22 protein-coding genes are annotated in these 22,738 nt (G+C 38.6%); 15 read left to right on the top strand and 7 right to left on the bottom strand.

Annotation, left to right across the window (positions count from 1 at the left end):
* Positions 1 to 27 precede the first annotated feature (27 nt).
* On the top strand, positions 28 to 1,200 hold the full coding sequence (locus SJW71_RS12420; RefSeq protein WP_322605106.1) for an MFS transporter: 1,173 nt from the start codon (positions 28 to 30) through the stop codon (positions 1,198 to 1,200).
* Positions 1,201 to 1,427: 227 nt separating this feature from the next.
* Here SJW71_RS12420 and SJW71_RS12415 read toward each other — a convergent pair whose 3' ends face one another.
* On the bottom strand, positions 1,428 to 1,817 hold the full coding sequence (locus SJW71_RS12415; protein WP_274797179.1) for a hypothetical protein: 390 nt from the start codon (positions 1,815 to 1,817) through the stop codon (positions 1,428 to 1,430).
* A gap of 485 nt (positions 1,818 to 2,302) precedes the next feature.
* Here SJW71_RS12415 and SJW71_RS12410 point away from each other — a divergent pair, with 485 nt between their 5' ends.
* Both SJW71_RS12410 and recQ read left to right on the top strand, forming a co-directional pair.
* The gene (locus tag SJW71_RS12410) at positions 2,303 to 3,406 is read left to right on the top strand and encodes a TcaA NTF2-like domain-containing protein (RefSeq protein WP_431810936.1); all 1,104 of its coding nucleotides are present in this window, start codon (positions 2,303 to 2,305) and stop codon (positions 3,404 to 3,406) included.
* A gap of 7 nt (positions 3,407 to 3,413) precedes the next feature.
* Positions 3,414 to 5,186 (top strand): DNA helicase RecQ, encoded by a 1,773-nt coding sequence (gene recQ / locus SJW71_RS12405; protein WP_312507343.1) that lies wholly within the window; start codon positions 3,414 to 3,416, stop codon positions 5,184 to 5,186.
* 62 nt (positions 5,187 to 5,248) lie between these two features.
* Here the strand turns inward: recQ and msrA are convergent, their stop codons facing one another.
* The gene (gene msrA / locus SJW71_RS12400; RefSeq protein ID WP_312507342.1) at positions 5,249 to 5,770 is read right to left on the bottom strand and encodes a peptide-methionine (S)-S-oxide reductase MsrA; all 522 of its coding nucleotides are present in this window, start codon (positions 5,768 to 5,770) and stop codon (positions 5,249 to 5,251) included.
* A 174-nt stretch (positions 5,771 to 5,944) separates the two neighbouring features.
* Here msrA and SJW71_RS12395 point away from each other — a divergent pair, with 174 nt between their 5' ends.
* The 3 genes from SJW71_RS12395 to SJW71_RS12385 all read left to right on the top strand — a co-directional run bounded on the left by SJW71_RS12395 (position 5,945) and on the right by SJW71_RS12385 (position 8,627).
* The gene (locus tag SJW71_RS12395; RefSeq protein ID WP_312507341.1) at positions 5,945 to 6,895 is read left to right on the top strand and encodes an LCP family protein; all 951 of its coding nucleotides are present in this window, start codon (positions 5,945 to 5,947) and stop codon (positions 6,893 to 6,895) included.
* 63 nt (positions 6,896 to 6,958) lie between these two features.
* Complete coding sequence (locus SJW71_RS12390; RefSeq protein WP_431810935.1) at positions 6,959 to 8,158, top strand: AI-2E family transporter; 1,200 nt, start codon at positions 6,959 to 6,961, stop codon at positions 8,156 to 8,158.
* 103 nt (positions 8,159 to 8,261) lie between these two features.
* Positions 8,262 to 8,627, top strand: a complete 366-nt coding sequence (locus SJW71_RS12385; RefSeq protein WP_341386216.1) for a cupin domain-containing protein — start codon at positions 8,262 to 8,264, stop codon at positions 8,625 to 8,627.
* Positions 8,628 to 8,694: 67 nt separating this feature from the next.
* On the opposite strand, the gene SJW71_RS12380 is transcribed toward SJW71_RS12385, so the two are convergent.
* Positions 8,695 to 9,870, bottom strand: coding sequence for an aminotransferase class I/II-fold pyridoxal phosphate-dependent enzyme (locus SJW71_RS12380; protein WP_431810934.1), 1,176 nt, complete (start codon positions 9,868 to 9,870; stop codon positions 8,695 to 8,697).
* Positions 9,871 to 10,212: 342 nt separating this feature from the next.
* Between SJW71_RS12380 and SJW71_RS12375 the strand changes: the two genes are divergently transcribed.
* Both SJW71_RS12375 and SJW71_RS12370 read left to right on the top strand, forming a co-directional pair.
* Positions 10,213 to 11,094 (top strand): aminoglycoside 6-adenylyltransferase, encoded by an 882-nt coding sequence (locus SJW71_RS12375; protein WP_431810933.1) that lies wholly within the window; start codon positions 10,213 to 10,215, stop codon positions 11,092 to 11,094.
* 17 nt (positions 11,095 to 11,111) lie between these two features.
* On the top strand, positions 11,112 to 11,927 hold the full coding sequence (locus SJW71_RS12370) for an ATP-binding protein (protein ID WP_431810932.1): 816 nt from the start codon (positions 11,112 to 11,114) through the stop codon (positions 11,925 to 11,927).
* A 47-nt stretch (positions 11,928 to 11,974) separates the two neighbouring features.
* Here SJW71_RS12370 and SJW71_RS12365 read toward each other — a convergent pair whose 3' ends face one another.
* Positions 11,975 to 12,769 (bottom strand): enoyl-CoA hydratase/isomerase family protein, encoded by a 795-nt coding sequence (locus SJW71_RS12365; RefSeq protein WP_274797193.1) that lies wholly within the window; start codon positions 12,767 to 12,769, stop codon positions 11,975 to 11,977.
* Positions 12,770 to 13,133: 364 nt separating this feature from the next.
* Between SJW71_RS12365 and SJW71_RS12360 the strand changes: the two genes are divergently transcribed.
* Positions 13,134 to 14,009 carry a tyrosine-type recombinase/integrase gene (locus SJW71_RS12360; RefSeq protein WP_431810931.1) on the top strand — a complete coding sequence of 292 codons (876 nt, stop codon included), beginning with the start codon at positions 13,134 to 13,136 and terminating at the stop codon, positions 14,007 to 14,009.
* A gap of 78 nt (positions 14,010 to 14,087) precedes the next feature.
* Here the strand turns inward: SJW71_RS12360 and SJW71_RS12355 are convergent, their stop codons facing one another.
* The 3 genes from SJW71_RS12355 to SJW71_RS12345 all read right to left on the bottom strand — a co-directional run bounded on the left by SJW71_RS12355 (position 14,088) and on the right by SJW71_RS12345 (position 17,413).
* Positions 14,088 to 14,942 carry a transglutaminase family protein gene (locus tag SJW71_RS12355; protein WP_274797196.1) on the bottom strand — a complete coding sequence of 285 codons (855 nt, stop codon included), beginning with the start codon at positions 14,940 to 14,942 and terminating at the stop codon, positions 14,088 to 14,090.
* A gap of 61 nt (positions 14,943 to 15,003) precedes the next feature.
* Complete coding sequence (locus SJW71_RS12350; protein ID WP_274797197.1) at positions 15,004 to 15,969, bottom strand: alpha-E domain-containing protein; 966 nt, start codon at positions 15,967 to 15,969, stop codon at positions 15,004 to 15,006.
* Complete coding sequence (locus SJW71_RS12345) at positions 15,923 to 17,413, bottom strand: circularly permuted type 2 ATP-grasp protein (RefSeq protein WP_322605207.1); 1,491 nt, start codon at positions 17,411 to 17,413, stop codon at positions 15,923 to 15,925. Before SJW71_RS12345 ends, SJW71_RS12350 begins: the two co-directional genes overlap by 47 nt.
* Positions 17,414 to 17,493: 80 nt before the next feature.
* On the opposite strand from SJW71_RS12345, the gene SJW71_RS12340 reads away from it, so the two are divergent.
* The 6 genes from SJW71_RS12340 (at position 17,494) to SJW71_RS12315 (ending at position 22,630) form a co-directional block, all read left to right on the top strand.
* Entirely contained in the window at positions 17,494 to 17,907 is a 414-nt protein-coding gene (locus tag SJW71_RS12340) for a hypothetical protein (protein ID WP_274797198.1), read from the top strand.
* A gap of 432 nt (positions 17,908 to 18,339) precedes the next feature.
* Positions 18,340 to 19,302, top strand: a complete 963-nt coding sequence (locus SJW71_RS12335; protein WP_431810930.1) for a tyrosine recombinase XerC — start codon at positions 18,340 to 18,342, stop codon at positions 19,300 to 19,302.
* A 55-nt stretch (positions 19,303 to 19,357) separates the two neighbouring features.
* Positions 19,358 to 19,858, top strand: coding sequence for a DinB family protein (locus SJW71_RS12330; RefSeq protein ID WP_274797200.1), 501 nt, complete (start codon positions 19,358 to 19,360; stop codon positions 19,856 to 19,858).
* Between the two features lie 163 nt (positions 19,859 to 20,021).
* Entirely contained in the window at positions 20,022 to 20,171 is a 150-nt protein-coding gene (locus SJW71_RS12325) for a transcriptional regulator (protein WP_274797201.1), read from the top strand.
* A gap of 226 nt (positions 20,172 to 20,397) precedes the next feature.
* Positions 20,398 to 20,568 carry a transcriptional regulator gene (locus SJW71_RS12320; protein WP_274797202.1) on the top strand — a complete coding sequence of 57 codons (171 nt, stop codon included), beginning with the start codon at positions 20,398 to 20,400 and terminating at the stop codon, positions 20,566 to 20,568.
* A gap of 355 nt (positions 20,569 to 20,923) precedes the next feature.
* A complete protein-coding gene (locus SJW71_RS12315; RefSeq protein ID WP_431810929.1) occupies positions 20,924 to 22,630 on the top strand; it encodes a putative bifunctional diguanylate cyclase/phosphodiesterase in 1,707 nt (568 codons plus the stop codon).
* Positions 22,631 to 22,738: the final 108 nt, after the last annotated feature.

Raw genomic sequence — 22,738 nt, 5'->3', positions numbered from 1 at the left:
AGTAGCAGTAGAGAGGATATTGAACAAATGGTGAAAAAACAATGGACCGTTTCGCTCATACTGGTGGTAGTAAGTATATTTTTAATTGCGCTCAATATGAGACCAGTAGTAACAGCAATCGGACCACTATTTAACGTATTAGCATCAGCCTTGCATGTCTCCAATACGAGCATCAGTTTACTAACTTCGATTCCCGTTTTTTGTATGGGATTATTTGCTCCACTTGCTGTGCCTCTTCAGCGGAAGCTTGGGACGAAATCGTCTATCACACTGTTAGGCGTCATCCTTGTTGTAGCGAATGGATTGCGTTTTTTTAAAGAAAGCTATCAATTACTAGTGATCACCAGTTTTATGGCAGGTTTGGCTATCGCTATAATTGGTCCGATATTAAATGCGTATATTAAGAAAAAATTTCCGCAGCGTTTTACGGCAGTGATTGGTATCTATTCATTTGGCATTGGGGTAGGGGCTACCTTAAGTGCTGCGTTAACTGTTGCTTTTTATCATGCTTTTGCTAATAGTTGGACCATTGCACTTGGGCTATGGGTCCTACTAGCTATTGTCGCAGTTGTCTTTTGGTTATTGGCCATTCCAACAGAGCAGCCAGAGTTTGGGCAAAACGTGGAAACGTCTGAACAGAGTCGGAATCCGTGGACATCTAGACGTGCCTGGGTGATTTTACTGTACTTTGGTTTACAAACGTCGCTGTTTTTCTCCATCATGTCTTGGCTCACACCTCTTCTGCAGGATAAAGGCTCGACACTAGAGGCAGCTAGTACCATGCTCACATGTATGTCAATTGTGCAAATGATTGGAAATATGGCTGTGCCAGTATTCATGGAAAAATGGCCAAATCGAATGGCTTGGATTCGAGCATTAGGCTTAGTAGGCGTCATTGGATTTACACTATTGTGGCTCACATCAGGGACCCTTTTATGGTTAGCTGTTTTATTGATTGGCATAGTCTTAAGTGGTCTATTTCCGATTGGCTTGTTGTTACCACTTGATGAGGCTCAAAACGATCAAGAGGCCAATAGCTGGTCCTCGATGGTGCTATCAGGTGGCTTTATGCTGAGTGCCATAATCCCAATCATGATTGGGGTTGGCTATGACATAACAGGCAACCATATGTGGACATATGTCATCTTTCTTGTGTTGATGGTAGGCATTATCGCAACGACAGGACTGTTAAAAAAATAAGAGGATATGCGTTAACGGTAACCCGTTCAGTTCAGTGGTAAAAAAGTTCAAAATAACATTGGAAATTGCGACATATTTTACAATGAAATTATCACTACAATTAACATAGTAATTAGCATTGATTTTGACATAAAAAAGGACTTAATTCACTTAATGAACTAAGTCCTTTTAACATCGGCTATTTATAATGGAAAATAAGCCTCTGTTTGTTGAACAAGACGTTTTGTTTACCCTTCAACGATTGCAAGATACTTTTTGATTTCTCCCTCAGATTCAATAATTAAAATATCTTCTCTTTCTTTTGTAGAAAAAATCTTTGCACCAACAGGAAGTTTATTTGACATTTCATCTTTAAAATTCGTACCAGTATCATTTTTTGTTTTAATTTCACTGACTTGAACATCTTTTGTTAAAGATAATTTTTCTACCCAATCAATATTAGCTTTATAAATTACGCCCTTATATTGAAAGATATCAGCATTAGAATCCAAAGTTAATACTTCTTCGGCGTCGATACTATCATTCGTCACTGTTGTAGTTCCCCCTTGAATATTACAGCCTGTAATCATAAATAATGCTAATACAATTAAACCGTAGAAATATTTTTTTGATTTCATTTTAATCACCTCTATTACATAGACTTGAATTATCTGGAAAAGTTACAAATATTCCATAACACCAGTGAAATACAGGTGTTATTTGAAATTAAATAGTAACTGGACATTCATTCATCATTTATAGATAATATACTCCCAAGAATACACCTTAGAAGCCAAACAAAGTCGTTGTACAGGTGTTTCATCTTTTCCATTCGTTTAAAAATGCAGACAGAAGTTATAAAAATAGCCTGCTAATTACAATGAAATTAGCAGGCTATTTCTTTTTTTATGAAAATTATTTTCCGATTCAGTTATCCTCCAATTCTCACAACAAATGTTATGTTTCATAAAAAATAATAGGTAGAATGAAATAAATAGAGACAAGTTGCTGCATTTTTCTAATATCGAAATTTAAATAATAATATTATGTAAACTTGAAACATCACCATTCCTTGATTATGATAGACAATAGAGAATGATGAAAAGAAAGTTTTGGTGAAAGTATGTATAAAAAAGTGCTCGTGTTAGGAGCGACAGCTTTACTCATCACAGGCTGTGATAGTCAAATAGGAGCAGGCTGGTTTCAAAGTAAAAAGGCAGAAGTCCACAAAGAGAGATCGATTGTCGAGCAAGAAGAAAAAATTATTCCAGAAGTAAAAGTTATCGGAGAGCATGGTGTTGGGGCAGGCATTATAATTAAACAACAGGATGATCATCTGTTCATTTTAACGAGTGGAGCACTTGTCGCATCCAAACCAACGGCTCTTATCCAGTTCGGTCAAAATAAGTTAGTGGCAGCAGATGTTCATTTCATGTCAACAGCACATAATATGGCCCTTTTACAAGTTTCGTATCAAGCAAATGTCCAAGTGCCCAAAATCTATGAAGGGGAACTTAATCAGCTAGCAGTTTATGTCAATGGCATGCCCTATACCATTCAGAAATACCAAGATAAAGTAGCGGCTTATTATATTCAAGCAGAAGAAGCCCTACCTTTAGGAAGCCCTGTTATGGAGGCAAACAACGGGGCTATTGTTGGACTTTATTTTAATCGTCAGCAACAAGGTGAGTCCCAACCATACATACTGCCAATAAAGGAAGTCCAGTCCTTTGTGGAGGAGTGGATTGAAGATGGCATGACACCTAGTGTTCGTTTATCCCAATCTAAAAACCTATATCCTTATATTGAACAGGGTGATAAGGAAGCAGTACAGCAAGCTATCGACCAATATGGCGAAAATATCTTTGCCTATAATACGGATGAAATTAAGCTATTTTTAGATACGTTCCATAAGTATTTAAAGGGGGCAGTGGCCATTCAGGATGCAAGTGTCATGGAACCAATCGTTGGATCAGAAGATTTACAGGAAACCCTTACAAGTATGGTTGCCTATTATGCCTCCAAACAGGCGAAGATCCATTTCTCTGATACGAGCATACAGGATATTCAAGTGGAAGAATCCCATCTCCTTGTGAGAGCCAAAACGGAATATATACTAACGAATGCTGCTGGGCAGGAAGCGCTTGCCCACTCCATCATGCTGTATGAATTAGAAAAAAATGACCAGGGCGAGTACAAGCTACTTCGTCTAACAACCGAGGAGTGAATTGTACATGGAGCAAGCAAGACAAATGCTACAGCATCATTTTGGCTATGACGCCTTTCGTCAAGGACAAGCCCAAATTATTGAACAAACATTACAAGGGCAATCAAGCCTATGCGTAATGCCAACAGGTGGAGGGAAGTCCATTTGCTATCAAATTCCTGCCTTAATGCTAGAGGGCTTAACCATTGTTATTTCGCCGCTTATTTCCTTGATGCAAGATCAGGTCGAGGCGTTACGTGCGGCGAACATTCCTGCTGCTTATATTAATAGTACATTGACAGCACAGGAAGTGGATGAAACGATGCAGCTAGCTAGTGCTGGGTATTTAAAACTTCTATATATTGCACCGGAGCGACTAGAAAGTACTACGTTTCTTCAAGCCCTGTCTTCATTAACTGTACCCCTAATCGCTGTAGATGAGGCTCATTGTATTTCCCAATGGGGTCATGATTTTCGACCAAGCTATCGATCTATTCAAAAGCTCTTTACTTTGTGGCCGCAAAAACCAACTGTTTTAGCGTTGACTGCCACGGCAACGCCAGCAGTCTGTGAGGATATTCGTCAATTATTATCGATTGACGAGCAGGCAACGGTTATCACAGGCTTTGCTCGTGATAATTTGGCTCTCACTGTGTTAATTGGAGAAAATAAGGAACGTTATATTAAAAATTACTTAATGAAAAATAAACAGGAAGTAGGTATTATTTACGCTGCTACTCGAAAAGCAGTAGATGCGATTTATGATATGTTAAGTCGCTCCGGGGAAGCAGTTGCCAAATATCATGCGGGCTTATCAGAGGAATTGCGAATGGCAGAGCAGGAGCGATTTTTAAAGGATGAGGCACGTATTATGGTAGCCACCAATGCTTTTGGCATGGGGATTGATAAAAGTAATGTGCGCTTTGTCTTGCATTATCAAATGCCTCGCAATATGGAGAGCTATTATCAAGAAGCGGGTCGAGCTGGGCGAGATGGTCTACCAAGTGCCTGTCTCTTACTATATGCCTCTGGCGACGTCCAAACACAGCGTTTTTTAATTGAACAAACACAGGATGAAGCACGTATCACTCAGGAGTTAGCAAAGCTCCAAACAATGGTCGACTATTGCCATACAGAGGGTTGCTTACAAAATGCCATTTTATCGTATTTTGGTGAGGAACAGGAAGAGCCTTGTGGACGCTGCAGTAATTGTAATGATGGACGCGCTGTGACAGATGTGACCGAGGATGCGCAGAAGGTGCTCGCTTGTGTCGTGCGTATGGGACAAAAATTCGGTAAGACGATGGTTGCCCAAGTGTTAATTGGCTCCAAAAATCAAAAAATCGCTGAATTTGGTTTTGCTCGATTATCGACCTACGGCATTTTAAAAGGACAGTATTCCTCTAAGGATGTCTCCAACTTTATTGAGTTTTTAATTGCAGAAGGTTTATTGGCCGTGAAGCATGGGACATTCCCAACCATTTATGTATCAGCAGAGGGCAAGGAAGTACTACTTGGCAATCGTCAGGTTATGCGTAAGGAAGCTGTCACAGTGAAGAAGCTGGTGGACAATGATCCATTATTTGAACATTTACGGGTGTTACGAAAAGAGATTGCGGATGAAGAAAAGGTACCACCATTTGTTGTATTCTCCGATAAAACATTGCGTGATCTATGTGATAAAAGACCAGCTGTACTGGAGGATTTACGACAGGTAAGCGGTATTGGTGAGGTGAAATTTGACAAATACGGTAAGCGCTTTTTTGAGGCTCTGCAATCGTTTGTAGAAGCCTCATCATAAGAATTTACAGCTGTTTTCGTACAAAAGGTGTCTCCAACATGTGAGACACCTTTTATTATTGCTTATTTTTCCCAATGTTTTGTAATGAATTCATCTCGGCCAGAAATGGCACGATCTTGCTGATAGTGTTCTGCCTCTTTTTTATAATAGTCTTGGTGATAATCTTCTGCTGGATAGAAGCGTTCAGCATCGCGAATTTTGGTTACAATAGGTTTATCAAAGCGCCCACTGTTGGCAAGCTTTTCTTTGGAAGCCAAAGCGATTTGCTTTTGCTCATCTGTATAGGTAAAGATGGCTGTTGTATAGGATTCTCCACGATCATGGAACTGGCCAAAAGCATCTGTTGGGTCAATTTGCATCCAATAAATCTCAAGAAGCTGTTCATAACTAAAAATAGTAGGATCGAATTCAATTTCGACTACTTCCAAATGACCTGAAGTCCCTTTCTTGACATCTTCATAGGTTGGATTTTCTAAATGGCCGCCCATGTAGCCAGAAGTGACTTTATGTATACCGTCCCACTCGACGAATGGCTTCACCATGCACCAAAAACATCCGCCAGCAAATGTAGCTTTTTCTATCATATTGCATCATCCTTTCTTTTGTGAAATTATTATAGCATTGTTTTGCTCCAAACTGGGTAAATGGGTGTAAAATAACGAGTAGATAGAAAAACATGGAATCGATACTGTCAAAATGAAACTTTCTAGCTAATCAATCGTTACATTAACTATATCAAAATAGAGGAGTTAGTTGTTATGGAAGAGCAAGATTATACGAGACGCTCACAACGTCCGAAAAAACGGAGACTACGTAAAGGGAGAGCTTTTTTTACATTAGTACTACTCTGTATCATTGTCATCGCAGGTTACTCTATTATGCAATATCGTAGTGGGCTTGAACTGGCTAATGATACGAATGTAGCGCAGGAAGACTTTTCTGGTGATACGATCAAAGGGGATATCGAGAACTACTTGATTTTAGGTGTCGATACACGAGGTGAGGAAAAATCACGTACAGATACGATGATGGTATTATCGTGGAATAAAGCAAATAATGATTTAAAACTCGTATCCTTTATGCGGGATATTTATGCTGATATCCCAGGCTATCAATCCTACAAGTTGAATACAGCTTACTATTTAGATGGCGTCCAACTATTGAAGGATACATTGACGAATATGTTTGGCTTGCCGATTCATCATTATGCATTAATTGATTTTAAGAACTTTGAATCATTAGTTGATATTTTGGCGCCGAATGGTGTGGAAATGGAAGTAGAAAAGGATATGTCTGAGAATATTGGGGTAGAGTTAAAGCAAGGTGTCCATCGCCTAAATGGACAAGAGCTACTAGGCTATGCTCGTTTCCGCCATGATGCTGAAGGTGACTTCGGTCGTGTCGCACGTCAGCAAAAAGTCATTGAAGCTTTAAAAAATGAGCTATTAACACCTAAAAATGTTTTACATTTACCAAAATTTGTAGGAGCAGCTCAAGGGTACGTGACTACGGACTATTCATCAGCTGAGGAAATGCAACAAGTGCTTAAATTGCTATCTAAGGGCAAAGTAAACATTGAAAAAGCTACGATTCCTATTGAAGGAAGCTATCAATTCCAAAACTTTAGCCATGCGGGTGATTCTATTGTCATCGATGTAGAGCAAAATAAAGCCTTTTTAAGTGAATTTCTTGGCATTTCACTGGAGTGATATTTCGCAAAAACCAACATTATCCTGTAATATAAAGGTAGAGATTTGGATTGGGGTGGATATATGGAAAAAGACAGACCAAAAGAGCGTTCAAACCTGCTAGCAACCAAGTTTATACGTTTTTTAGGTGGTAGAAACCTATTATTTACACTAGTTATTTTATTATTAGTTGCATGTGTTATTTTTATGTTTAATCAAGTTTCCTTTATCTTTACCCCGCTACAAGTATTATTTAAAGTAGTGATTTTACCAGGGGTACTAGCCGTCATTGGCTACTATTTATTGCGGCCATTACTGGCGTTACTCGTTAGATGGCGCATCCCAAGAATTTGGGGTATTTTACTACTCTATATAGCGGTAATTGGTGTGATAACACTTCTTGTTGTGTTGGTTTATCCGTTTTTACGCGATCAATTTACCAATTTAGCACAGGAATTCCCTGAATACTTCATGACATTCACACAAAATATTGTTGGATTCCTAAATAATTCTCGTTTTAATGAGTATTTAGCGACACTTAATTTTGATTACAATGAAGTGGTGAAAAATTTCACAACCGATATGGTGAAAACGGTGAGGGAAACAGCTGCCAATGTAGCGCAAGGTGTTGCTACTGGTATTACGGGCTTCCTATCAACATTAACAGGCATTGTCCTATCCCTTGTGACAGTACCGTTTATTTTATTTTACCTACTTAAAGAGGGCGAAAAATTACCGAAATTTATGCTGAAAGTGTGCCCACCACGTATGCGTAAAGAAGTCACTGAAATTTTCCATGACATGGATAAGCAAATTAGTTCTTACATACAGGGACAAATTTTAGTATCCATGTGTATCGGGGCCATGGTAACGATTGGCTTTTTAATTATTGGAATGAAGTATGCGTTATTACTCGGCTTCCTAGCCATGATTACTAGTGTGGTGCCTTATTTAGGTCCTGTCATTGCCATCACACCAGCCGTTATTATCGCACTTGTTACTTCGCCATTTATGCTAGTTAAGCTAGCAATTGTTTGGACAATCGTTCAGTTAATCGAGGGGAAATTCATTTCGCCACAAATTATGGGGAAATCATTAAGTATCCACCCGATTACAATTATCTTTGTATTATTAACAGCAGGCTCGTTATTTGGTGTCCCAGGTGTCATTTTAGGGATTCCCGGCTATGCGATCTTTAAAGTGTTAATCACACATCTATTTAAGCTCTTTAAACAACGCTATAACCGTTACGAAGATGATGTCCATCAAAAATATGATATCTAATCAGCACACAGCTATTGCCATATGGCAGTAGCTGTTTTTGGATGAAAGGGATATTGATATGCTATCCTTTTATTAGATTCACCAAAGGATGGGGGAAAAGGGAATGACATACATACCGATCAATTTCCAAGAAAAATTGGCTAAATTTCAGGAGCATTGGTCTCCAAAAGTTATAGCGGAAATGAATGATTATCAATTTAAACTAGTGAAAGTACAAGGGGATTTTGTTTGGCATAAGCATGAGGATACGGATGAGGTATTTATCGTCATTGAAGGGAGTTTAATAATCGAGTTTCGAGATGGTCATGTGCAGTTAAATGAAGGTGAAATGTTTGTGGTCCCACGTAATGTTGAACATAAACCGTATGCAGCTTCCGAATGCAAAATTTTGCTTGTAGAACCGATTGGCGTAGTAAATACTGGCGAGGAACAATCGGCGCTAACCGCTGAAAATGACGTGTGGATTTAATAACCTTGATTTTCATGATAAAACCCTTCCAACATGATGTTAGAAGGGTCTTTTATTTTCACTATATCTAGCTTTTTGTCAGTAATTTTACTTGTGCTAAGCGATCTACAGCTTCTTGAAGAAGTTCCTTAGGCTGTACTAAAGCTAAACGTAAATAGCCTTGTCCAGCAGTACCAAACACGGTCCCTGGAACAGTCACAACGCCAACTTGTTCAATTAATTGGAAGGCTAGCTCCGTACAGTCGATATCGTACGGATATTTCGCCCATACAAACATCCCACCATCTGAAGGTGCCGCATCCCAACCTAATGCTTGTAAGCCATTCATTAATGTCTTATGGCGTTCAGAGAAAGTGGCACGTAAGCTTTCCGTGATTTCCTCTGCGTTGTCCAGCGCTACAACGGCTGCATCTTGAATCGGCTCAAAAATACCAAAATCTAAATTGGATTTTAATTGTTTGATAATGGCGATCATTTCTGCATTTCCAGCGATGTAGGCAATACGTGTCCCTGCAAGGCTAAAGCTTTTCGATAATGAATTAATTTCCATGCCGACTTCTTTTGCACCTGGTGTAGCAAGGAAGCTAATAGGACCATCACCTGTAAAATAAAACTCTGAATACGCCGCATCATGTAGAACAATAATATTATACTTTTTAGCAAAGGCAACCACTTTTTCAAAATACGCTAAAGAGGGCATTGCGGGTACAGGATTTCCTGGTAAGTTTAAAATCAATAGCTTGGCCTTCTGAGCAATGTCTTCAGGTACAGCGTCTAAGTCAGGAAGATAATTGTTATCAGCTGTTTGAGGCATATAATAAGGTGTTGCGCCCGCTAAGTGAATCCCTGCGTCATAGGCAACATAGGCAGGGTTAGTAGATAAAACGATGTCACCTGGATCACAAAAGGCAATTGGTAAATGAACTAAGCCTTCTTGAGAGCCAATTGTTTGAATGATTTCTGTAGCTGGATCTAAGTCAACGTTGCTACGACGTTTATAGTAGCGACTTACTGCTTCATAAAAACGTTGTGTACCTGTCAGTGTATAACCGTAAGACTCTGCTAAACCTGCTCGATAAGAAAGGTGCTCACGTATTTTATCATGTGGGGGAAGATCAGGACTCCCTAAGCTTAAATCAATTAACGTCATGCCCTTTGCTTGTTGTTCTCTAGCAAAATTTTTCAAATCTCCGAAAATTGCTGGTGTAAATAATGACATTTTTTTAGATGGTACGATTTTCAAAACTAGTACACTCCTTATTGTTGTATAAAGTGAAACGTCAATCGTAGGAGATGTCTTATCTCCCAATCGATTGGTTATGTTCACGAATCGGGCTTTTACAGGCCGTTGATCTTACTATGACCTGTTTATGCGAGATAACAGAATAGTAGTACACATTTTATCATACTAAAGCACATAAAGGGACAGATATTCTGAAAAAAGAAAATATTTATATAATGAAGAAGATGTGTGCATAGACTAGCGAAAATAGATTGTCTGTTGTTGGAATAAGCTACTATAAATTCCTTCATGGAGGGAAATGTATTATACTGAGTATAAAGTTTTTCAGGTAGGGGGAGTCTGATGAGAACCGAGCAAGAGATGTTTGACTTACTATTGACGACGGCACAATACGACGAAAGAATTCGAGCTGTCTATTTAAATGGCTCAAGAGCAAACCCACATGTTGCAAAAGATATGTTTCAAGATTTTGATATTGTCTATGTTGTCACGGAGACGGCCTCCTTTTTAGAGGATGACAAGTGGATTCATCTATTTGGCGACTTACTGATGGTGCAGGAGCCTGATCTACTGGATAAAGGACTTGGTTTGGACAAAGACTTTGCTTATAGCTATACATATTTAATGCTATTTACAGATGGCAATCGAATAGACCTTCGCTTATTATCAACTCAAGCAATGCTAGATGAGTATGGAAAGGATAAGCTAACAGTTCCTTTACTAGATAAGGATCAGCTTTTGCCACCTATCTCTCCAACCTCTGATTGTGATTATCATATTAGTCCACCTACTAAGGGGCAGTTTGACAGCTGTACGAATGATTTTTGGTGGTGCTTACAAAATGTTGCGAAGGGGATATGGCGGGACGAGCTGCCCTATGCTAAGCAAATGTTTGAGGACACAACGAGGCACGCTCTTCATCAAATGCTCAATTGGTGGATTGGTCAGCAGCACCATTTTGAATTATCTACAGGTAAGATGGGGAAGTATTTGAAAAATTATCTGCCAGAAAATTATTGGGCATTGTATAAAAAAACCTATGCAGATGCCGATTATGATCATATGTGGAATGCCATTTTTGCTACATGCACACTGTTTCGAAGCATCGCAAAAGACGTTGCGCATCACTTTCATTTCTCATACCCTCATAAAGATGATGCGAATATGACGGTCTATTTAAAGCATGTACAAATGCTACCACGGGATGCGAAAAGCATTTTGTAGAGTGGAGGGAGTTAGCAGTGAAGGTATATTCACTAAGCGGACCAAGCGGCACTGGCAAAAGTACTAGTGCACTTGCCTTTGCCCATAAATTAGGCGTAGAGGCCATCATTGATGATGGATTACTTATTATTAATGGCGTAAAAGTCGCTGGCGTTTCAGCTAAATTTGAAAAAAATACGATTACCGCTGTTCGGCGTGCTATTTTTACGGAGCGAGAACATCGAGAGGCAGTTAAAAAAGCGTTAGCTAGCTATAAGGTGGAGGCCATTTTGTTGATTGGGACCTCTACTAAAATGACGAAGAGCATTGCAAAGCAGCTGGAGCTTGGACCTATTGAGCACTATTATCAGGTGGAAGATGTTCGTTCCTTGAAGGAAATTCAAAAAGCTCGTTTTATCCGACAAACACAAGGTAAGCATGTTATGCCCATTCCATACCGACAAGTGGAGCAAAATTTCTTTAAACGGTTAGTGCAAAAGGGGATGGAGATTTTTTCATCAAAACGTGAAAAAATCGGGGAAACGACCATTGTGCGACCTGATTTTCAGCGAGAGTATATCGAGATTAGCAAGCATGTCTATGTTGATTTACTGACTTATTGCTGTAATCAACAAGCCATTGTCCAAAAGGTAGAGCACGCTCAATTTGTGCTAGGTGATCAGGCTGAAGCGATCCTCACTATTCAGGTGAAGCTGCCGATCGATTACCCATTAGCAGCGCATGTATTGGAACTTCAACAAGCGGTGCAGGAGTCGTTTTATCTGCATTTTGGCTATAAATTAGATGCGATCCATGTTCAGGTCAAAGTGGCTTTACAAAAGAAAAAATCATAAAAAACAGGTACTCCCCATCGCACCAGGGCGAAAAGAGTACCTGTTTTTTATTTCGGCTGTCGAGTGAAGTGCGGCTGGCGTTTTTCAACAAAGGCACGGCAACCCTCTGCAAAATCGCTGCCCACAAATGGTGTAGAGCCCTGCCATAATGTTGGCACACTATCAAGACATTCTTGCACGGATTGTTTAACAGCTAATAAGGATTCCGGCGACATCCCTGCAACGAGCTTGCCCATGCGGATCATATATTTATTTAAGTCTTTTTCAGCTACCAAATAGTTGAGCATTCCTAGCTTGAAGGCTTCTTCGGCTTTAAACATTCGACCGGTAAAGACCAAATCCTTTGTTGTGGCAGGACCTACTAGCTGTACTAAACGCTGCGCAAATTTATTATTTAAAGTAATGCCTAATTTTCCGACAGGGATACCAAGTTTCGCTTTGTCGGAGCCAATACGGATATCACAGGCTAAGGCTAATTCTAAGCCAGCGCCCATCGCAGGCCCATTAATGACGCCAATCGTAGGAATGGGTAAGCGCTCAATGGTGGAAATGGTTTTTTCCATATGTACAAACGCTTCTTCGGCTTTGTCGAGGGAGATGGCATTAAATTCTTTAATATCAGAGCCTGCGGTAAAGTTTTGGCCAGAGCCTCGTAAAATAAGGACTTTATTTTTAGGATTGTCTAATACTTGTAGAGCTATTTTCGCTAATTGATCCCACATGTTTGCGGTTAACGCATTTTTGGCTTGTGGTCGGTGAATCGTAATAATGGCTAGACCAGCTGTTTCTTGATAAATAATTTTTGCATCTTCTGCTTCCAATCGAGTCGTCTTTACTTGCATAGTAGAAAGCCCCCTACATGTTAGTTTCTGTCTTTATTATATAACACAATGAAAAATAATCACGGAATTATACGAATTTTCATATAAAGTTGCGTTGTTACACGAAAATAGAAGGAAAAGATAGCATTTGTACTACAACAGGGGGAAGAAATTTACTATTGTAAGAAAGTAAAAGATGTGAGAAACTAAATGTAAGAACATACGTTTCTTATTTACGTAAGGAGCACTTGCTGCAAGAAGCGGGTGTGTGTAATGATAATACAGATTATCCGACACTAAAGTAATTGTATTTAATTATGAACTGACGCACCCAATATATAGTAAAATATAAACATACTACGCACAGTAAACAAGGAGGGGCCATATGGTGACACTCAAGGAAGCATGGGATAGTTACTTTTTACTGCTGCAATCACTGAAAAAAAGTGCTGCAACAAAAAAGCAGTACAACATGGATGGACAGCAATTTTTAACGTTTGCCCATGAACAGAAATACTTGTATGTGGATCATCAATTAAAGAATTTACTTAAGCTATATAGTGACTATCTAAAGGAAACCTACAGCAATATCAATACATTTAATCATAAAATAGCGACTTTACGAGGCTTTGTTGACTTTATTTTTCTACGTGAATGGGTAAAGCCTTTTGATTATCAAGTTATATTACAGCCCAAAAAAAGACAAAAAGAGGCATTACAAGTACTGACAAATAAACAGATCATGCTCATTGCCAATGTTTGGCCAACTTATTTTCAATATGCCAAAACAGAGGAGCATGCCTGGCTGGCGAGACGTAATGGTACCATTGTTCAAATGTTGATGGAAACAGGTTGTAAGCCAGCGGAGCTTGTGCGCATGAAATGGTCGCACATCATCGAAGAACATGCGACTATTTTTATTGCCAATCGGAATGGGCGTCGAGAAATAAAATGCTCAGCCGTACTTATGGACATGCTAGCACAATATAAAAAAGAGACAGCACACTTACATGGACAAGAGGTTGGGGAATGGATTTGGGTAAGTGAGGCGAGTGTGGCAAAGCCAATTTCAACGAAGACAGTGGAGCGTATTTTCCAAACGATGTCTCAAGATATAGGTAAAAATGTAAGAGCAACAGATTTGCGTTATACCGTTATGCAACGGTCATTTCAACAAGACAAAACACTGGAACATATTCAACAAGAAATGGGCTATGTACGGAAATGGGTGCTGACAGAAAGACAGCAGCGCTTCGAATAAAATCCGTGAGACCGCATTATATGACTTAAACGCAAAATCAGTGGAGTTTTTTATGCTCCACTGACTCTTTCTTGTTCTTTATAAATGATTTAATGCTTTCACACTGACTTTTACCGTTAAATCATGCTTTCCTCCAGTATAAACTCCTTCTACAGGGCTTATATCACTATAGTCGCGACCAATACATAAAATAATATGGTTTTCTAAAACTTCCACATTATTTGTTGGATCAAGGCCAATCCAGCCTATACCTGGTATCATGACCTCTACCCATGCATGTGTCGCAATATCGCCAATAAGGGCCGAATTTTCATCTACATATAAGTAGCCACTGACATAACGAGCAGGGATTCCTTTTGCACGCAAAACAGCAAGCATTACATGGGTGAAATCCTGACAAACACCTCGTTTTAACGCAAAAGCCTCACTTGCTGTTGTTGTTACATCTGTTGCTGTTGGGTCATATTCAAAGCTTGCATATAAATATTGCATTAAATTAAGTGAAAAGAGCACAGGATTTTCAGCATGACCGATTGCATGATAGACTTCCTCTAATTGCTGATCCGTCATAAATGTAAAATGAGTTCCTTTTAAATACGGTAAATAATGCTCGTAAAATAGCTGTGAATGAAAGATTGTCTGCATTTCAGGCGAATACTGAATACGATGAATAAAGGGTGCACGCTGAATACTGACAATCGATGATGTATGAATTTCTAATGTTTGATGCTGCTCTGGTATATAAAAAGACCCAACTGTATTACCCCATATATCTGTATGCTCACGGGTAAGAGAGGATGGCGTTATGGCAATTCGATAGGATAATAATCGCTGACGCTCATCACTACGTGGCTTTAAACGGATCGTATTTAAACTTTGGTCGACTTCAGATTCATATTGAAAAACGTTTGTATGCTGAATTTCAAATTTCATCGTGTCCGCTTCCTTCTGCTTACTGACTTGCCTGTTGAAAGGGAGCTGTGGTGGATTCCTTTCAAGGTTGTACGCTGGGTTCATATAAATGATAAATTGTCGAAAAAGTATCACTAAAAGCAATACATTGAGACAATCTTTCCTCCATTATAGTAATGGTTTCTTCAATAGTCATTTGCCAAAAATCAATGTGATCGATAGCTAAGATAAGGCTTCTAATATTCCATTGAAGTGTTAAAAATCTTGAGGATAGTGCATCATGTTCAATAGCCATTATCGCATCTTCTATTTTCTTTAAACAGTACATGACAGAACTTGGGCAATGCTCATCTTGTACTAAATAGCGAATGACCGTCTGTAAATTTGTTTGGCGATGCTTGCGCATAAAAGACTCCCTTGCTGCCGCAAGCTCTAATAAAAATGCACCATCACGTTCTTCTAACGATAATCCCGCTTGCTTTTGCTGTTCTACAATAATGACTGTCATGCGAATTGTTTTTTCTGCGCGCTCAAGCCATTTCCCGACCTGCATGAAATAATAGGGGAGCGCACGATCCATTGTACTCTCTATCAATCCCGTTTCCATCCATAACGTTTTCCGCACTTCCTGTAAAAATGCCTGAAGCTCAATGAGTGGGATTGGCCGTTCTCTTGTCAGTATGGCCTGTCGCTTTGTTAAATAAAAGTCATTTTGAATTTCCCATAGTTCAGTTGGTAGACTATCACGCGTTACCCGTGCATTTTCTCGAATCGCACGTAATGTGGCGTGGAGGGCATTACTATTTTTTTCAGAAAATAGAAGATAGTCAATCAATGGGTTAACTCGTACTGTATTGTAATTGTCTAAATATTCCTCCTTGGAGGCGCAAATATTTAACACTGCCTCCCAATGATCAATATAGTCATGTTCTTGCCCAGATTGCTCCAACATATTCAACAGCTGTATCTGTAATATATGTGCATTTGTTTGTGAGCGTTCACTATACCGAGCCATCCAGTACAACGCGTCGGCTACTCGACTTAGCATGCTGCAACTCCTCCTTTAAAATCCACGTATCCTTCGCACCACCACCCTGTGATGAATTCACAACGAGTGAGCCTTCTTCAAGTGCCACTCGTGATAAACCACCAGGTAAAACATAACAATCCTCGCCCTTCATGACATACACACGCAAATCGACATGGCAAGGGTAGAATCGTCCATTTTGAAAGGCAGGTGCTCTGGATAGTTTAATCGTTGGTTGGGCAATGTATTGCAGTGGGTTCTTGCAGATTTTTTGCTTAAACAAAGCGATTTCTTCCTCACTTGCATGGGGACCAATTAGCATATCATAGCCCCCAGAGGCACTGACATTCTTAATGACTAGCTCCTGCATATGCTTAAGCACCCATTCACGCTGCTTGTCATCCCCTAGGTGATAGGTTTTCACATTCGGTAAAATCGGTTCTTCCTGTAAATAATAACGAATCATATCAGGTACATAGGCATACATCGCTTTATCATCGGCCACACCGTTTCCAACAGCATTTAGAATAGCAACATGACCAGCTTGATAGGCCGCCATTAAATGAGGAACACCTAGTAAAGAATCCTCACGAAAGACAGCAGGATCTAAAAAGTCATCATCGATACGACGATAAATGATATCTACTTGCTGTAGACCATAGATAGTTTTCATATAAACTTTCAAATCCTGTACAACTAAATCGCGGCCCTCGACTAGCTTGATATTTAAATGCTGGGCTAGAAAAACATGATCGTAGTAGGCTGAATTATAAATGCCAGCTGTAAGGAGCACGGCTTTAGGCTCACGATCCGCTTGCATGGAGGGAGGTCGATGTGCCAGAAGGGCCTTTTTCATATAACACATCTGTTTATCCAATGGTAGAATAGTATGTTTTGAGAAAAACTCTGGATATACTTCCTTCATGACATCTCGATTTTCGAACACATAGGAAATGCCAGACGGATTGCGTAAATTATCCTCTAACACATGATAAAGACCTTTTTCATCTCGAATTAAATCGATACCTGCTAAAAATATATGATTCTTGATTGGCACTTGAAGTCCTGTCATCATTTGCGTGAAATAGGGATTATTTTCTACAAGCTGTCGAGGAATGAGCCCATCTCGTAGTATGTTTTGCTGACCATAGACATCTTGTAAAAATAAATTTAAAGCTTCTACACGCTGTTTGACACCTGCCTCAATATGAGTCCATTGTCTTTGAGGAATAATAATCGGGACACAATCAAAAGGCATCGTGCGCTCAGTTCCATCCTGTGTTCCATACACCGTAAAGGTAATCCCTTGTCTGAGAAAGCTTGCCTGTGCTTGTCGGTATTTTTCTTCCAGTTGCTCCTGTGAAAAAAGGGATAGCTTATGATGAAAAGAACGGTAATGAGGCTTTGGCTTATTGCCGTCAAACATTTCATCGAAAAAAAGACTAGAATCATATAATTTCTTCATCATATGGATCGCCTCCGAATTTAAGTAGTAGTGAAAACATGTTACACTGTGAATAAATACATAAAAAGGAGCTAACAATCATGACCATCATTAATTTAATGCAAGCTTATGAATTAGATAAACTTTCCAAATTAGATTTAACAGACGAGGAGATTTTACGTGCCTTACGAGCGGGGGATGTATCAGCTTGGCAAGAACAAGTACCAAACTATGAATTTAGTGAGACAATGGCTCTTTATAAAGAAGGGGAACAACAATTCTTAGATGCACTACATGGCCATTATCGAATTAAGTATGTAACATTGCCAGGCATCCAACGTTTATTGCATCTACGCTTTCAATTAGAAGAAGGGAAGGATTACCAATTATTAGAAACGGGTATCCAGCACTTAACGTGTGATGAGGAAACAGTCACAAAAATTCAACAAATGTTATCGACAAACTGGTCACTAACAAAACAATCAGATGGAGCATACTCAGTATTTGTAAAATAACCGATTTATCCAAAAAATACCATACACATTGTGAGACGAATCGACATGGGTGGTTACCCATCTACTGTTTTTTCAAATCGTCTCACAGCGCAAACCATTTTTGTGAAAAATCCTGATTTTTTGCGTACGCTCGAAAAAAACTCCTCTCAAAATTCAAAATCCTCCCATAGTCTTTTTTCTTTAACGCAATCCAGATAAAGTCTACTAGATTTTAATATTCATATCCCGTGAACTTTATGCCTAAAATGTAGCAACTGTCACAAATCATTTATAACGAAATCCTCTTTTGAATTGAAAGGGGATTTTTTATTGCACATAAAAGAACATTTGTTCTATATACGCATAAAGAGCATTTTTTATGTAATAAAGTTCCCAAATATAAATTTGGGAACGTTTTTTATGGTAAAATAGAGCAAATAGAGGTGATTTTTGATGCAAAAAACGAAGCAACCAAAATTTATGAAGGATTTCCTTGTCTATTTAACAACCATCAAAGGAAAGTCACAGCGTACAAGAAAAGAATATGAATATGATTTGACTTTATTTTTCCGTTTTCATAAAGCAGTTCAAGAGGATTTGGGGATAGAGAATTTAGATGCTATAGATATTGCCACAATGACAATAGAAGAAATTCGTGCTATTACGTTAGAGGATCTTTATTACTTTATGGAGTACTGTGAAGTTCAACGAGGTAATTCTGCTGCGGCGAGAGCTCGAAAAGTCGCGACTTTAAAATCTTTTTTCAAATACTTAAAAGGAAAACGTCGACTCATTGAGGAAAATCCTGCAGATGAATTAGAAACACCGAAGATCGGCAGAAAAAGACCTATCTATATGAACCTTCAAGAAGCTACACAATTTATAGAAGGTATTCAGATCAATCAGGCATCACCGCGAAATTACTGTATGATGATGTTTTTCTTAAATTTAGGAATTCGTGTAACAGAGCTTTGCCAGCTTAATACAACCTCGATTCAAGGACGGTATTTAACGGTTATAGGGAAAGGCAATAAGGAACGAACGGTCTATTTAAATGATAGCTGCATGCAGGCACTTGCAGACTATGAAAATGGTGGCAAGACCCCTTATAAGGGAGACGGTGAGGAACCACTTTTCGTATCACAAAAAGGCACGCGCTTTACACGTCAAACGGTTGCTAAAATTGTCAAACGCATTAATCAGCAATCAGGACTGCAAAAGGAACGACTAACACCGCATAAACTACGCCATACTTCTGCAACGATGATGTATAAAGCTGGAGCAGATATACGTAGCCTACAGCATATTTTAGGGCATTCAAGTGTTGCAACAACGCAAATCTACACGCATATAGAAGATGAGCAGCTGCAGCATGTACTAGAAAACAATCCATTTAATATGGTACGGGAAAGATGATTTTCTACCATCAGTAGCGAATATATAAGAGAATACGAAATGAAATGGGGTGTTTATGATATCAATTGTAAAAGATCATCTTGATGAAACGCGAACGGCACTGCTTCAGACGATTCACACTTTAGATGATACGCTCTTTAATGTTAAACCGGATGCACAGAGCTGGAGTGTAGCACAAATTTGTCATCATCTTGTTTTAGTGGAGGAAGCAACGAAAAAAGCCATAGCATGGGGAGTAAAAGCACAAGAGCAAACATCGCCCGCACGAAAAGATGTACTGCTTATTTTGGATAGGTCAAGGAAATTTCAAGCACCAACTATCGTTGAACCTACGGAACAGCCTTTTACGATGGAAGCCATGTTGGATTTACTAGCGACAACAAGGAAGAATTTCCTAGCCTTTTTACAAACAATCGAAGAACCCGAACGATTAGCAAAGCATGCGGTGAAGCATCCTGCATTAGGAGAATTGCCACTGGATCAGTGGATTGAAATGGTCTATTTGCACGAACAGCGTCATATCGAGCAAATACAAGAAACAGTAAGAGCAATATGAAATGATTAAAGGAATTGGGGCACTCAACGTAGAGCTCGAATTCCTTTTCTTGTAATGAAATTTTTCTGTTATAAACTCTTGACGTGCTACATAATCTGTTATATATTAAATAAAAATAAAAACAACTGTTATAAAACAGTTTGAATTCAAGGAGGAATTTTAGATGTCAAAGTATCGTGATGGCTATGATTTTTATTGTGAAATGTGTGAACGTTATGGGTTAGAACCAATTTCTTTCCGCTATTATGTCTTGCAATTATCCCAGCAACAACTTTCTGCCTATAATATGCAGGCAAAACAATTAGGAATTTAAAAGGACGTGGTTATGACGGAAGCCGACGTGAATATTTTATGAAAAGCCCAGCCATACTAAACAAAATGGACTGGGCTTTCGTCATTCACAAGAAATTTCAGATCATTCATTGACAAGTTAATAACGCTGTTATATATTTTTAATAAAATAATATTTCTGTTATATAACAAAATATTAGTTATGAACAAATCAAGTATAGTCGCAAGAGTGAAAGGAAGTTAGAAGGATGACAGATTATCGAGAAGGGTATGAGTTTTATCGACAAGTATGTGAGGAGCATGGCTTAGAACCGATAAATTTTCACTATTATATGTTGAATTTATCCCAAGAGCAGTTAGATGCATACAATCAACATGCGAAAACTTCAGGAGGATCAATTGAATATGAGATCTCTTAGCGTGTAAAATACCTTACTGCCTACGGAGGACGGTAAGGTATTTTTGCATATTTACATAGTTATGTGCATTTTAAAGATAAATAGCCTAAAGTTAGTGCTTTTAATAGTACTAAAGTATTTAAAAACGCCATGATTAGACGATTTTCGGGAAAAATTAATCACTAATTTTTGTCTATTCTATTAAAAACTATCAAATGGAGCTTTGATTGTTTTTGATATTTGGGTTGAATTAACTGCTTTTCTAGGACTATAATATAATTACATAAATAAGGGCGATATACCACAACTTTATACCTCGCTGTAAGATAAAGCAAAAGTACCAAACCCTTCATATTTTAATGAATGGAGAATGAGAATGATGAATATCACGCCTAGTAGTATTAATCAAATGAACTACAGTCTAAAAGAATTACAAGATATCTTTTCTGCCATGAATAGTTCTATCATTGTAGCAATAACAGATCGCACCGGAAAAATCACTTTTGTGAACGATCATTTTTGCAAAATTTCGAAGTACACGCGTGAAGAATTATTAGGTCAAGATCACCGTTTACTAAATTCAGGTTTTCATCCAAAGTCTTTCTTTAGAGAGATGTGGAAAACAATTGGTAAAGGTGATATGTGGAATGGCGAGGTGTGCAATCGTGCGAAAGACGGCAGTTTATATTGGGTGAAGACAACCATTTTCCCATTCCTAGATGAAAGGGGAAAGCCTTATCAATATATCGCCATTCGAGTCGACATTACAGCACAAAAGGACATCAAAAAAATTACTCACATTGCCTATCACGATGAATTAACAGGGCTGCCAAATCGTCGTAAATTAGAACAGCGTTTAGAAAATGAATTTCATCAATCTCGACGTACAGGAGAAAAATTTGCGTTATTTTTCATTGATGTAAATCGCTTTAAACACATTAATGACGGGCTTGGGCATATTATCGGTGATATGTTTTTAGTGGAACTGTCCAATCGATTACGAAATATTGATTTTACCTCTAATTCTTTCTATCGCCATAATAGCGATGAATTTGTCATGATTTTAAATGATGTGGGTCGTATTGAAGAAATGGCCAAGGAAATTATTAACGTTTTCCATGAGAGCTTCATCGTAGATACCTATGAATTTTATGCAAGTATTAGTATCGGCATTAGTATCTTCCCAGATCACGCAAACTCCGTAGAAGAATTATTGAAAAATGCTGATATTGCTATGTATGCAGCAAAATCGACGCGAGGTAACCAATATCGCTTGTATCGTGAGAATATGGATGAAGCCAATGATAAATGGCTTTTATTAGAAACAAAATTACACCAAGCACTAAAACAGGATCGCTTAGAATTGCACTATCAGCCTAAAATAGATTTGAAAACAGATACGGTCATTGGTATGGAGGCATTGCTGCGCTGGTATGATCCTGAATTAGGGCATATTCCACCAGATCGCTTTATTCCGTTTGCTGAAGATTGTGGACTCATAAATGATATTGGTGTTTGGGTATTACGTAAGGCCTCCGCCCAAGCTTGTTTGTGGAATGAAACACATGATTTATCGTTACGCGTAGCTGTGAATATTTCTCCAATTCATATTAGTACAGATGGCTTTGTGGAAATGGTGCGGGAGGTTATTGCAGAAACTGGAATTGACCCTCATTTATTAGAAATTGAAATTACTGAAATGAGTATGCTCGATTATACGGAAGACTTAATTGATACTATTAAACAATTGCGAGCACTCGGCATTACCATATCACTAGATGATTTCGGTACAGGCTATTCATCGTTAAATTACCTAAAAAAATTCCCTGTAGATGTACTTAAAATTGATCGTGCTTTTGTGCGGGATATCGTGCCCGAAAAATCAGGAATCGCTATGATTTCGGCCATGATTTCTTTAGCCCACGCCTTAAATCTGCAAGTAGTTGCTGAAGGCGTTGAGGAGGAAGCTGAATTAAACGTTCTTCGCGAGCATGGCTGCGAATATGTTCAAGGCTATTATTTCAGTAAGCCTTTATCTGTTGGGGATTTTACGAATTTAATCGTTAACACCGTCACAAAATAAAATCAGTTATGAATTGCTATTCTTGAATGATTTTGCTAAAGTGGGATAAAGTAACTGTTAATAACCATACAATTTGATGATGTGGCCAAGTAAGTACGAATTGTGAGA

The sequence above is a fragment of the Lysinibacillus sp. FW12 genome, assembly GCF_050817245.1.
Classification (GTDB): Bacteria; Bacillota; Bacilli; order Bacillales_A; family Planococcaceae; genus Lysinibacillus; species Lysinibacillus irui.
This window is presented reverse-complemented; position numbering and strand designations above follow the sequence as displayed.